Genomic DNA, 12,410 nt, shown 5'->3' on the forward strand with positions numbered 1-12,410 from the left:
ATTCTATCACGCCCCCCCACCATTGGCACCCTCTGTAAACGGCCAGTTAAAAGCGCCGATGACATCCAGCGGCAGGCGTGCGCCTGACTGCCAGCAGCGAATGCTTTCCGCAACCAGCGGCGAGCGCAGGTTTCGCGCGTTCAGGATCTCGTCGGCGGTGACCCACAGACAGCGGTCGATATCGTCATCCTGCGGCTCAGTGGCGCACGTTTCGCTAAGCTCAACGGCAAATAAAAAACGCAGGAAAGGGGTGCTATCGGGTGCAATCCACTGGTGCATACGGATGAAGTGCTGGGGGTCAGCGTGAATGCCGGTCTCTTCCCATAGCTCGCGTTTTGCGGCCTGAAGAAGGGTCTCATTGGCTTCAAGGTGTCCGGCTGGCTGGTTCCACAGTGCTTTGCCGTTAATGCTCTCTTCGACAACCAGGAATTTACCCCGGGCGTGGACCACGCAGGCAACCGTGACATGAGGTTTAAACATAGTGACTCCTTAAAAGGTAACGTCTCGCCATTCACCGTTTGCCAGCGTTTCCAGGGTGTAGTTACCCATAGCGTAGCGAATCAGACGCAGGGTAGGGAAGCCGACGTGCGCGGTCATCCGTCGAACCTGACGGTTGCGGCCTTCATAAAGGGTGATTTTGAGCCAGCTGGTCGGAATGGATTTGCGTTCGCGGATCGGCGGATTGCGCGGCCACAGCCACTCCGGTTCATTCACGCGTTCAATACCTGCCGGCAGGGTGGGACCGTCGTTTAGCGTGACGCCTTTGCGCAATTTATCCAGCGTTTCTTCGTCCGGCTCGCCTTCGACCTGGACGAAGTAAATTTTGCCGGTGCGTTTTCCCGGCTGCGTGAGCTTCGCCTGCAGCGCGCCGTCGTTGGTTAAGACCAGCAGGCCTTCGCTGTCCCGGTCCAGACGCCCGGCCGCGTAGACTCCCTGAACAGGGATGTAGTCCTTTAGCGTGCTGCGTCCGGCTTCGTCGGTGAACTGCGGCAAAACATCGTAAGGTTTATTGAACAGAATCACCCGCTTTGGCTGGGTTTCTTGCGGTCGTCTGGCGGCTTGTCGGGAGCTGAATCGCTCAACCCGGTGTTTTGTAAAAGAAGTTTTCTTCATGGTATTTTCAGGCGTTATCAATTGCCGCATTATAGCCTAATAACGAAGACCTTTCATGGCGTCGGACAATCAGGTACTATCGAAGGGCTCATTACAATTTATTAACATAAGATCAGTAACAACCAGAAGCGCTCGAAGGAGAGGTTAATGGAAAGCAAAGTAGTTGTTCCGGCGGAAGGTAAAAAGATCACCCTGCAAAACGGCAAGATTAACGTTCCTCACAATCCGATTATTCCGTTCATCGAAGGCGACGGTATCGGTGTAGACGTTACCCCGGCAATGCTGAAAGTGGTTGATGCCGCTGTTGAGAAAGCCTACAAAGGCGAGCGTAAAATTTCCTGGATGGAAATTTACACCGGTGAGAAATCGACGCAAGTTTATGGCCAGGACGTCTGGCTGCCAGCAGAAACGCTGGACCTGATCCGCGACTACCGTGTTGCTATTAAAGGCCCACTGACGACGCCAGTCGGCGGCGGTATCCGTTCTCTGAACGTAGCTCTGCGTCAGGAGCTGGACCTGTACGTCTGTCTGCGTCCGGTTCGTTACTATCAGGGCACCCCAAGCCCGGTGAAGCACCCGGAACTGACCGACATGGTTATCTTCCGCGAAAACTCAGAAGACATCTACGCGGGTATCGAATGGAAAGCGGACTCTGCTGACGCAGAAAAAGTGATTAAATTCCTGCGCGAAGAGATGGGCGTGAAGAAAATTCGCTTCCCTGAGCATTGCGGTATCGGCATTAAGCCGTGCTCCGAAGAAGGAACCAAGCGTCTGGTGCGCGCGGCCATCGAATATGCGATCACCAACGACCGCGACTCTGTGACCCTGGTTCACAAAGGCAACATCATGAAGTTCACCGAAGGCGCGTTCAAAGACTGGGGCTACCAGTTGGCGAAAGAAGAGTTCGGCGGTGAGCTGATCGACGGCGGCCCATGGCAGAAGATCAAAAACCCGAACACCGGCAAAGAGATCATCATTAAAGATGTGATCGCCGATGCGTTCCTGCAGCAGATCCTGCTGCGTCCTGCAGAATACGACGTGATTGCCTGTATGAACCTGAACGGTGACTACATCTCTGACGCCCTGGCAGCGCAGGTTGGCGGTATCGGTATCGCCCCTGGCGCGAACATCGGTGACGAGTGCGCCCTGTTCGAAGCGACCCACGGTACTGCACCTAAATACGCAGGTCAGGACAAAGTGAACCCAGGCTCTATCATCCTGTCCGCAGAGATGATGCTGCGTCATATGGAATGGTTCGAAGCCGCAGACCTGATCGTTAAAGGTATGGAAGGCGCGATCAACGCGAAAACCGTAACTTACGATTTCGAACGTCTGATGGAAGGCGCTAAGCTGCTGAAATGTTCAGAGTTTGGCGACGCGATTATCGCGAACATGTAATCCAGATTCTGGGTTAAACAAGAGCGGGGGCCTGAGGGTTCCCGTTTTTTTTGCCCCTGCCTGCGGGAGACAACTCGATGTTAGCCACTGTCCTTATCGCTGTCGTTGCACTCATCCATCTCTACATTCTTGTGCTGGAAATGTTCCTGTGGAATACCAAAACAGGGCACAAGGCCTTTAATCTGCGTCCTGATTTTGCGCGCGACACCCGCGTGCTGGCCGCGAATCAGGGGCTGTATAACGGTTTTCTGGCAGCCGGTCTGCTCTGGAGCCTCTGGCTCGGCGAAAAGGGGATTCAGGTAGCCATCTTCTTCCTGACCTGTGTACTGATCGCCGGACTTTTTGGCGCAGCCACCGCCAGCCGTAAAATTTTGTATGTGCAGGCCATACCCGCGCTCGCAGCGCTGCTTGCGTTACTCCTCTGAAGCAATGCTTTGGTTGAGATAACGCCTCCGATATACTCGTGACGTTACCTTTATTGACCTGAGACGAGACTGTTATGCACAACGACATCCCACTGAAATATTATGACATTGCCGACGAGTACGCGACGGAAGCCGCAGAGCCAGTTGCGGAGTCAGAGCGCGACGCGCTGGCACACTATTTCCAGCTGCTGCTCACCCGCTTAGCGAATAATGAGGAGATCAGCGAGGAAGCCCAGCAGGAGATGGCCACTGAAGCCGGGATCCGTGCGGGTCGCATTGATGATGTTGCGAACTTCCTCAATCAGTGGGGAAATGAATAGCCTGCCTTAGAAACCGTTATGCTGATGCTTTGCGATACAGCTCAGCATCACGCTATCGGACCACATGCATTTTTTCCGCAGAATAGGCGAAGCGGGTTTATCAATAAACAGCGCGAAAATAACGATCAGAAAGAACAGTACCACTGGAAAAAGTAAGGATAATTTCACGTTTTTAACCAAAATAAGAGTGTGCTTCAGGGTAATCTACCGTCTGAATATGACGACTATATGTTTTGGCGGAAAAAATGGAAACGCCTGAGCGTAAAAAAACGTGCATGGCAGGCTTCTGATTACGGGGCGACGCCGGTGAGTCGCTTCGCCAGTTCGCTCCGGGTGAGTGCTTTTGAAAAATACCATCCCTGGATCAAGGCATCGGGATATCTGTCCGCAATGAAGCGATACTGAATTTCATTTTCCACGCCCTCGAAAACAAGGGTTTTATTTAACTTCGCAAGGGCATCGCTGAAGATAACAAAGATATTTTGCTTATAATGCTCGCTGACGCCATCCACCAGCGACTTATCAATTTTAATTTCATCATATTCAAGCTGCGACAGCCGAGCCAGATTTGAATTTTGCACGCCAAAATCATCGATTGAAATTTTAACGCCAAGCGACTTCAGTTCCTGACAGAACTCCTCGAGGATACCCGCCGCGGAAACGGCTTTCTCGGAAAGCTCGACCTTCATCAGGGAAAGGGGGAGGCGATTGGCTAAGCACTCGCGACGCAAAATGTTAATAAACTGTCCATCTTCAATTTCTTTTCGCCCAACGTTGATTGAAACGATCAGCTGATGCTTAATCGCCAGCGGGGCAATTTCTGAAAGGGACTTCGCGATAATATTGCTGTAATATTTTTTATACAGACCGATTTTTTTAATTAATGGGATGAACAGCTCCGGCGAGACGTCTCCGTGCTTTTGATCGCGCCATCGCGACAGAACTTCGACACCCACGATTTTTTGATCGCGAATACGAATAATGGGCTGATAATTAACGCTGAAGGTATTCGTTATTACGGCTTTGATCAGCGTGCGTTCCAGCGAATAACGGTCTTCATAGAGACGGAAGATAAATAACGTTATCGCGACCCAGATAAAAAAGAGTATGACCGCGAGAAACGTAAAGATAAACGGGGGGAGCGAGGCCAGTCCCGCATCGTGGTGTTTTACTATCACGCATAGATCCCACAAGGCGCTGCACTGTGTAATGGTCAGGGTGAACAATGTCGCATGCAGCCAGCTCCGCGGCTTCAGCTCAGGGGCGGCTGAAAAAAAGATCCGGCCAAAGTCCTTCGTGGTGGCGCTCAGAGAATAGCTTGCGGTTACCGGGGTAAATTTATCGTAAGCATAGCGGGAGGTGAAGATAATAATATTATTATAAATAGCCGCATTGCCGGTGAAAAAGTCTTTTCTGGAAAACTGCGCCAGGAGAAAACCTCTCGGCGTTTTATGCAGTTCCGCAGGAAGTGGAACGGGCGTCGCGAGTTTACCCCAAAAAGCGGTACAGACAATTTTTCCCTTTTCGATAAAACCGATATCGCTGAAATAGAGGTTATTAAGCTTTATTTGCCTGTAGCTATCAAGGCTGGCTTTATCACATCCCTGCGTCGTTATGCTTTTGAGGCCCAGCGCCACGCTTTGGGACAGATCTTCTGAATAATGTAAAAGGGTTTGGGATATTTCAAGCTGTTTGGTTTTTTGCTGACCGATGATAACCACGTTGACCGCATAAAGAGACAGGATGACCAGAAGCGTTGAAACGATCGCAACGGCAATGCGCTTTTTCATTTTCCAGTTATCCTGTCCGCTCCCTGATTTCACAAAGCTTAACACAGCCAGGGCAAGGCACAAGCCTGATAGTCACGTCGGGTGAGCAAATTTGGGCGGGTGAACTCATACGAAAGCATCAGTTTTTTAAGATAATTCTCAGCTAAGCTATTTTCATTGTGATAAGCAACGCCGGGTAAACCACGGGTTCTTCTTTCCGATCCTCCATGCTTGTTTATTCTATTAAGGAAAACATCGTGCGTAACGTGATGATCCCTGTTCTCAGTGCCTTGTTTCTTTTTCTGATCGGCATACTGATTATTAACTGGCAGTTATGGCAGATGGCGAAAATGAATAATGTTCATACCGCCACGGTAAGCACTCAGAAAATAGAAAACATTCTGTCGGAAGCCGTCAGTGCGGCCAGCACGGCGAAGCGCGTTGCGGAGCAGGGCTGTAGCAGCAGCGGACAGCTGGCGCTGGGGACAGAAGCCGCGTTAAAACCGCATCTGCGCGCCATCATGATCCAGCAGCAGGGAAAAATCATCTGTACTTCCCTTCCCGGGAATGGCGTTTTGATTGTGCATCCGGAGACGTTACCTGAACAAAAATTAATGCTGCTACCCGGTAACCGACTGGTGAACGGCATCCCGGTGCTTGTCTTCCAGATGCCCATTGCGGGAGGGCGCGTCATCGTCAGCGTCAGTGATGCGCATTTGCAGGACGTCATCGCGAACGCATCAAACAGCGTTAACCTGGGGTTGGTTGTCGGCGACAGGATGTTTACGCGCAACGGTGAGGTGACCGGCTGGAAAGCGGCCTCGTGGGCGGGGTCACTGACGACCTCTTCGCACTTCCCCTTCAGTCTGGCCTGGCAACCGCCTGCCTTTTTTAGCCTGACGCGGCTACTGCAACAGGGATGGAGCCTGATTCTGCTGATTCTCGCGCTATCCATGGCGGTGGGCATTTTGATCCGCCGCTACAAGGGGAAAAGCACTACCTTCGAAGACGATTTGCGTAAGGCCATTTTGCAGGGAGAGATCGTGCCTTATTACCAGCCGATCGTGAACGGCGATACCGGCGGGTTATACGGTGTTGAAGTCCTGGCAAGGTGGAAGCATCCTAAGTCAGGCTTTATCCCGCCGGACGTCTTTATCCCGATAGCTGAACGTAGCGGGTTGATTATTCCACTGACCAAAGGCTTGATGGCGAAAGTGGTCACACAGCTTAAGCCGCTCCTGCCTAAGCTGCCGGACGGGTTCCATATCGGGGTGAACATCAGCGCCAGACACATCAATGCCCCTTCTTTCATCGGTGACTGCCGAATCTTCGGCAAGGGGTTTCAGGGTAAAGCCGTGAAGCTGGTGCTTGAGGTGACCGAACGTGAACCGTTGATCGATAATCCTCATCTGGTGGAAAACCTCAACGCGCTGCATAACGCCGGTTTTGTCATAGCACTGGATGATTTTGGTACAGGGTATTCCGGGCTGTCATGTCTCAATGCGCTTGCCATAGATTATATTAAAATTGATAAAAGCTTTGTTAACCGGGTATCAGAGGAGAAGGATTCAACGATCCTGCTGGACTGCGTTATTGACCTGGCGAAAAAACTTTCATTGCGGATCGTGGCCGAAGGCGTAGAAACGAAAGAGCAGCTGGAGTATCTCAACCGTAATGAGATTACCCTGCTGCAGGGTTATTATTTTGGTAAGCCCGTCTCCTATATCGATTTTATTAAAGTCATTTTATCTAAGCCCAGGGAGACCGTGACGGTGTAAAACGCGGGCGTTGCTGAGCGTCAGGAATAGCGCCGGTTACCAGGCGGTGAAAAACAAAATAAAGACGAGCTTCTGTTGTATGCTTAAGTGCAATTCATTTTCCTCTTATCCTGAGCTTTGTTACAGTGACAAGAGTTGTCAGCCAGGGATATCAGGCGTGATAAGGTGGAAAAGCTCGTGCATGTGAAAAATACTTTTTACACAACAACCATTACCGTCATCATTGTCTCATTGATCATCTCGCTGGCGCTTGCTGTCCAAATTGCCACGTCCAGACAGCAGTCAATCCAGCAAATTAATACCAGCGTCGCTAACCTGAGCCATACCCTTGATGTCTATACTGAAGGGATCATGCGCCAGAGTGAAATGTTAATTACTACCGTTTCCGACATAATCGAAATTTATGGCATGACCCCGCAGCAGGCGACCAATATTCAGCACATGATCAATAATCAGGATAACCTTCTTACCCAGATTAATAATGTGGTTGTTTACAATGCTCAGGGCGATATCTTTACCGCGCTGCATGAAAGTTTTACGGGGCCACGCAAAGGCTCGGACAGAGAGTTTTTTATCTATCACAAAGAAAATAAAAATCAGGCGATTTTTATTGGGGAGCCGGTGGTAAGCAGAACCAATGGCAAATGGGTTATCACCATCAGCCGGCGCCTTGAAACCCAGACCGGGGCATTTAACGGTGTGGTGGTGGTGACGCTGGGTATCGAAAATTTTCTGGCGCTCTACGGGCAGATTAATATCGGTCACTCGGGCGTCATCGGCTTAACGACGCAATCAGGCGTGCTGCTGGTCCGGTATCCCTTTAAAAATACCTATATCGGCACGATTGTTTCTGATTCACCGCTCTTCAGGAAATATCTCAAGGTACAAAATACGGGGATAGCCAGCTCCATCTCACGGTTTGATAAAATCGAGCGCATTTATGCCTATGAGAAAAACAGACGCTACGGACTGGTCACTACCGTGGCGGTTAGCATTGATGAAGCTCTTGCCCCCTGGCGCAAGCAGGCGATTCAGCTGGCGGTACTCATTTTCGTGTTCACGGCGATACTCATCGTCGCGTCATACTTCCTCTATTCCGACCTGTCCCGTAAAACACGGGATAACAAAGCGCTGAAGATTATTGCCTCAGAAGATGCGTTGACCGGGCTGTACAATCGCCGCGTCTTTGATGAAAAAATCCTCTCGGACATCGCTCTGTGTGCCGCGCATGACGCCCCGATTTCGATACTGATCGTGGACGTGGACTACTTCAAAAAATACAACGATAACTACGGCCATCCGGAAGGGGATCGGTGTCTGGCTATGCTTGGAAACAGCCTCAGGGAGAGCCTTACCCGTGATAATCAGCTTGTGGCGCGATACGGCGGAGAGGAGTTTGCGCTGATATTGCCGGATACGGATATTCAGGAGGCGCTTCGTCTGGCCCAGACGATTATTCGCAATGTGTTCTCGCTGCAAATCGCCCATGCCTTTAGCCCCTTCGGCCGGGTGACGGTAAGCGTCGGAATTTCTACCGCCCGTGCCGTCGACATCGCGGGCAGCCAGCAAAATATCATTATTGCCGCAGACCAGGCCCTCTATCAGGCGAAACGCGCGGGACGTAACCGGTACGCGTTTGTTGGGGGATGAGCTAAAAAAAAAGCCCACTCAGGAGTGGGCAAAAAATACTGGAAGCAATGTGAGCAATGTCGTACTGAATACCTGAGTGTTTCTCTCAACTATTCAGTGTTGAGAAAGATAATCTTTCTCAATAAAAGATGCAACCCCACAGTTCATGTGGCCCGTTCTTTTTGTTGATGAAGAATGACGCACTCTCTCACTGTGATGCTTATCACAAATTTCCTTTCTGGAATCCTGTGCTATTCTTTTTTGTGTCGTTGATTTAATGACAAAAACCATACAGAGAGGAAAGTTATGGGAATTTTATCCTGGATTATCTTTGGGCTTATTGCGGGTATTCTGGCGAAGTGGATCATGCCGGGCAAAGATGGCGGTGGGTTTATCGTCACCGTAATACTGGGTATTGTCGGCGCGGTAGTCGGCGGCTGGATCAGTACGCTGTTCGGGTTTGGCAAGGTCGATGGCTTTAACTTCGGCAGTTTCGCCGTCGCGGTGATCGGTGCGCTGGTTGTGCTGTTTATCTACAGAAAGATCAAAAGCTAAGTTCTGAAAGCGTTGAAAAAGGCTGCCAGATGGCGGCCTTTTTACGTATTGGGTTTACCACCAGCCAAGCTGCGTGCCGGCAAACGCTGCAATGGCAACGATCAGCATAATGACGGTTGTCTTCCGCATTTATGCCCCCGGCGCCGCGTAGCCGCCAACAAAAAACCACGCTAAAAAAACCACCGCCGTTATAAATATAACGACCGGGAAGAGGATCCCTATTCTCATACCATCACCTGTTTCGGTTTCTGTAACGCCGTAGAGTGTACGGGGTTAATCCATAGTGAGAAAGCGTGTTTTGCTTTTTCCTTTCTTATCCTGATACATCGCTACATCCGCAGCGCGTAACGCGCTGTCAGGATCGGTTGCGGCAGGGTCCACTTCGATCACACCGAAGCTGGCGCCCGGATAAATAATATGAACGCTGCCGAGCCAGTATTCGCCGGCGATGCAGGCGCTGAGGCGCGTTTTGAGCAGCGTAAGCTGCGCGTTATCCCCGTCCTGGTGGGGTTGGCTCAGCGACGCGACCAGAAATTCATCCCCGCCCAGACGACCAATAATATCGTCCTGCTGTTTCTCTTCGGTCAAACGCTTGCCCACTTCTATCAGGAACTGGTCGCCAGCCTCGTGGCCGTAACGATCGTTAATCAGCTTGAAATCATCCAGATCGATAAACGCGATGATGGCGTTACGCTTCAGGTGCCGGGCCAGAGAAAAGAGGGTAGTCAGATCTTCAAAAATGGCGCGACGGTTGGGTAAACCGGTAAGGGCATCCGTATAAGAGTGCGCGATGAGGGCCGCATTGGCTTCGCGAAGCTGGGTCACCAGCGACTCTTTCTGAATGGACTGGGCAATCAGCCCGGCGAAGAGCTTCAGCACCTGTTCAGCGCGCTCGCTCAGCGGCTTTCTGGCCGTGCTGGTGGCGCAGAGCGTTCCGTAAAGTGAACCATCCGCAAGATGGACAGGAATACTCATGTAGGTGGTAATGCCAAGCGCTTTTGCAGCTTCACACTCGGGCCAACGTTCGGGCACGTCATTGCTGAACATCGTGTCACTATCCAGCGCGCGTTTGCACAGCGTCTCATCCCATGGGACGCTCAGCCCCTCCGGGATCGTCATCTGTTTGCTGTTGCGGGCGTAGAGGATGTGCTGCAGCCGCGCCTCGATATCCACCTTCGTCAGGTAAGTCGACTCCATGTCGGTGACAATTTCCAGCATCTCCAGCAGCTGGCGAACGAGGCTTTCAAGGGATTGCTCGGTGGCAAGGGTTTCTGAAACGCGAGCGAGGATAAGGTCCGACATGACGTAGAATGACTCCCAGGCAGAAGACGTCTGCATCTGCATGTTATGCTGAGTTTTTAGGCTTCAGGCATAGTAAAACATGAATACAGAAAATTTAATATATGCAGGAAGCGGGGAGCAGGCGAGAAAAAAAGCCCCGTTGTTGAGACCGGGGCAAAGACATCTTGATTACGGAATGATGTTCTCTGGTCATATCGAGAACATGCCACACTATAGTGCTGAAAAGTGCAGTTAAAATGGAGAAATCATGGAGAACGCGGCGATGACCCGTTACCCTTAGGGTGTAATGACGTCAAAAGGATCAATGAGATGAGATTTCTGCTTCTGACGCTGGCGCTTCCCCTGGCCGCCTGCACCGCAAAAACCACGCCACCCGATGCGCCGAAACCGCCGCACGTTATCGGTATGGCGAACCCGGCCTCCGTCTACTGCCTGGAGAAAGGTGGGGAACAGATCCCGGTTCAAAGCCCGCAGGGCGTTCGCACCGAGTGCAAATTACCGGGCGGGGAAGTGATCGATGAATGGACGCTCTATCGTCGCGATCATCCGCAACCCACCAGGTGACAGACGGATACCGCCTGCGATACACTTCTCTTTAGGATTAATCTTAGCCAGTTTCTGGCGTTCGTTTCCGCGAGAGAAGTATGTTTCAGCTAAAACCGGGCAGCATGGCGATGATCGTGGGTGCCCGCACGGCGTCAGGCCGTCGCAATATTGGTAAATCTGTTGAGCTGTTTGGCCTTTGCCAGCCAGGCCTGCGTTTCGTTAACCCGGTCAACGGCGTGATGACGCAATTACCGACCACCGCAGATCGCGCGCTTTGGCTGGTGACGGGTGATGTCTACGCCTTCGATAATCAGCACGGCTTTGCGTTTGTCCGCGCCGAACATCTGATGCCGCTCACCCCGGATGAAGCGCCGCAAATTCTGGATGAACTAACGATCGGCTGATCACAGATGGCGCAGCCAGTCGGCTAAGACCAGGGCGTGATTTTGCTCCGTGTTTTTGGCAGCAAAGAGCAGGGTGATGGTCTGCCTGCGCGCCAGCGTCGCCAGACGCGCGCCCTCGTCAGCCTGCTGCGCCAGCTCTTCCCGATAGGCCTGGCTGAAGGCGGTGAAATCAATCGTTTCGCTATGAAAGGCCTTGCGTAGTTCCGTTGAGGGCGCGAGCGCTTTACACCATTCGTCATACACGAGGTCCGTTTTCTTAACGCCGCGCGGCCACAGCCTGTCCACCAGTATCCGATAGCCGTCATCAGAGCCTGCCTGTTCGTAGACCCGTTTGCACTGAATCATGATTTCACCCTCCCAATTTAAGGTATTGTGATAATTGCAAAAGATCGGTAGTCTGAGGTTCCTTATGTTATCTAATAATACTCTGGCATAAGGAACCTTTCATGGAACACCTCCCGGTTAAAACGACGCTGCGCATTGCGCTGGTTGGCGATTACAATCCCAATGTTATTGCGCATCAGGCGATCCCGCTGGCCATTGACGACGCCGCCGCAGTGCTTGACCTCACCGCCGATTACGACTGGCTGGCCACGACGGAGCTGACAAGCTCTGAAGATCTGGTGGGCTACGATGCCATCTGGCTGGTTCCTGCCAGCCCCTACAAAAACACCGAGGCCGCTTTTATCGCCGCGCGCTACGCCCGTGAAAACAGCATCCCGTTCTTGGGCACCTGCGGCGGGTTCCAGCATGCGCTGATTGAGTATGCCCGAAACGTGCTGGGCTGGGCTGATGCGGCACACGCTGAGACGGATACCGAAGGCACCATGGTGATAGCGCCGCTGACCTGCTCGCTGGTGGAAAAAACCGATGCGATTGAACTGCGCAGGAATACGCTGATCGCCAAAGCGTACGGCAAGCCGGAAATTGAAGAGGGGTATCACTGTAACTATGGCGTGTCTCCAGCGTTTGCACAGGCGCTGGAAAACGGAGATATGCATGTGACGGGCTGGGACGATCAGGGTGAAATCCGTGCCGCGGAACTGGTCACGCACCCGTTCTTCGTGATCACCTTATTCCAGCACGAGCGTGCTGCGCTGGAAGGACGTCCGGTCGTGCTGGTACAGGCGATGCTGCGCGCGGCGCGCGGATAAAAAAGGCAGACCCGAGG

At 52.0% G+C, this 12,410-nt stretch carries 15 protein-coding genes; 9 read left to right on the forward strand and 6 right to left on the reverse strand.

Annotated features, from left to right (window positions below; genetic code table 11):
* Window positions 1-6: 6 nt before the first annotated feature.
* Both KGP25_RS09140 and rluE read right to left on the reverse strand, forming a co-directional pair.
* Window positions 7-480: an NUDIX hydrolase gene (locus tag KGP25_RS09140; RefSeq protein WP_045910225.1), complete on the reverse strand. Its 474-nt coding sequence runs from the start codon at window positions 478-480 to the stop codon at window positions 7-9.
* A 9-nt stretch (window positions 481-489) separates the two neighbouring features.
* Window positions 490-1,143, reverse strand: coding sequence for a 23S rRNA pseudouridine(2457) synthase RluE (gene rluE / locus KGP25_RS09145; protein WP_045910226.1), 654 nt, complete (start codon window positions 1,141-1,143; stop codon window positions 490-492).
* Window positions 1,144-1,260: 117 nt separating this feature from the next.
* Here rluE and icd point away from each other — a divergent pair, with 117 nt between their 5' ends.
* From icd to KGP25_RS09160, 3 genes are all read left to right on the forward strand, one after another.
* Window positions 1,261-2,511 carry an NADP-dependent isocitrate dehydrogenase gene (gene icd, locus KGP25_RS09150; protein ID WP_008500752.1) on the forward strand — a complete coding sequence of 417 codons (1,251 nt, stop codon included), beginning with the start codon at window positions 1,261-1,263 and terminating at the stop codon, window positions 2,509-2,511.
* Window positions 2,512-2,588: 77 nt separating this feature from the next.
* Window positions 2,589-2,936 (forward strand): DUF1304 domain-containing protein, encoded by a 348-nt coding sequence (locus KGP25_RS09155; RefSeq protein ID WP_126534335.1) that lies wholly within the window; start codon window positions 2,589-2,591, stop codon window positions 2,934-2,936.
* 74 nt (window positions 2,937-3,010) lie between these two features.
* Complete coding sequence (locus KGP25_RS09160; protein WP_223540291.1) at window positions 3,011-3,256, forward strand: YmjA family protein; 246 nt, start codon at window positions 3,011-3,013, stop codon at window positions 3,254-3,256.
* Window positions 3,257-3,546: 290 nt separating this feature from the next.
* On the opposite strand, the gene KGP25_RS09165 is transcribed toward KGP25_RS09160, so the two are convergent.
* Window positions 3,547-5,046 (reverse strand): cyclic diguanylate phosphodiesterase, encoded by a 1,500-nt coding sequence (locus tag KGP25_RS09165; RefSeq protein ID WP_223540292.1) that lies wholly within the window; start codon window positions 5,044-5,046, stop codon window positions 3,547-3,549.
* Between the two features lie 236 nt (window positions 5,047-5,282).
* Between KGP25_RS09165 and KGP25_RS09170 the strand changes: the two genes are divergently transcribed.
* From KGP25_RS09170 to KGP25_RS09180, 3 genes are all read left to right on the forward strand, one after another.
* Window positions 5,283-6,803 carry an EAL domain-containing protein gene (locus KGP25_RS09170; protein WP_223540293.1) on the forward strand — a complete coding sequence of 507 codons (1,521 nt, stop codon included), beginning with the start codon at window positions 5,283-5,285 and terminating at the stop codon, window positions 6,801-6,803.
* 177 nt (window positions 6,804-6,980) lie between these two features.
* Complete coding sequence (locus KGP25_RS09175) at window positions 6,981-8,453, forward strand: sensor domain-containing diguanylate cyclase (protein ID WP_223540546.1); 1,473 nt, start codon at window positions 6,981-6,983, stop codon at window positions 8,451-8,453.
* Between the two features lie 285 nt (window positions 8,454-8,738).
* Entirely contained in the window at window positions 8,739-8,987 is a 249-nt protein-coding gene (locus KGP25_RS09180) for a GlsB/YeaQ/YmgE family stress response membrane protein (protein WP_008500746.1), read from the forward strand.
* A 129-nt stretch (window positions 8,988-9,116) separates the two neighbouring features.
* On the opposite strand, the gene KGP25_RS09185 is transcribed toward KGP25_RS09180, so the two are convergent.
* A complete protein-coding gene (locus KGP25_RS09185; protein WP_014883431.1) occupies window positions 9,117-9,215 on the reverse strand; it encodes a YoaK family small membrane protein in 99 nt (32 codons plus the stop codon).
* Window positions 9,216-9,260: 45 nt separating this feature from the next.
* On the reverse strand, window positions 9,261-10,289 hold the full coding sequence (locus tag KGP25_RS09190) for a sensor domain-containing diguanylate cyclase (RefSeq protein WP_032664129.1): 1,029 nt from the start codon (window positions 10,287-10,289) through the stop codon (window positions 9,261-9,263).
* 309 nt (window positions 10,290-10,598) lie between these two features.
* Here KGP25_RS09190 and KGP25_RS09195 point away from each other — a divergent pair, with 309 nt between their 5' ends.
* Together KGP25_RS09195 and KGP25_RS09200 are read left to right on the forward strand one after the other, a co-directional pair.
* Window positions 10,599-10,853, forward strand: a complete 255-nt coding sequence (locus KGP25_RS09195; protein WP_045910230.1) for a DUF333 domain-containing protein — start codon at window positions 10,599-10,601, stop codon at window positions 10,851-10,853.
* 80 nt (window positions 10,854-10,933) lie between these two features.
* On the forward strand, window positions 10,934-11,239 hold the full coding sequence (locus KGP25_RS09200; protein ID WP_045910231.1) for a periplasmic protein: 306 nt from the start codon (window positions 10,934-10,936) through the stop codon (window positions 11,237-11,239).
* On the opposite strand, the gene KGP25_RS09205 is transcribed toward KGP25_RS09200, so the two are convergent.
* Window positions 11,240-11,584 carry a DUF488 domain-containing protein gene (locus tag KGP25_RS09205; protein WP_223540294.1) on the reverse strand — a complete coding sequence of 115 codons (345 nt, stop codon included), beginning with the start codon at window positions 11,582-11,584 and terminating at the stop codon, window positions 11,240-11,242.
* Between the two features lie 101 nt (window positions 11,585-11,685).
* Here KGP25_RS09205 and KGP25_RS09210 point away from each other — a divergent pair, with 101 nt between their 5' ends.
* On the forward strand, window positions 11,686-12,393 hold the full coding sequence (locus KGP25_RS09210) for a CTP synthase (RefSeq protein ID WP_048222585.1): 708 nt from the start codon (window positions 11,686-11,688) through the stop codon (window positions 12,391-12,393).
* Window positions 12,394-12,410 lie beyond the last annotated feature (17 nt).

This window comes from Enterobacter sp. JBIWA003, from assembly GCF_019968825.1.
Classification (GTDB): Bacteria; Pseudomonadota; Gammaproteobacteria; order Enterobacterales; family Enterobacteriaceae; genus Enterobacter; species Enterobacter quasiroggenkampii.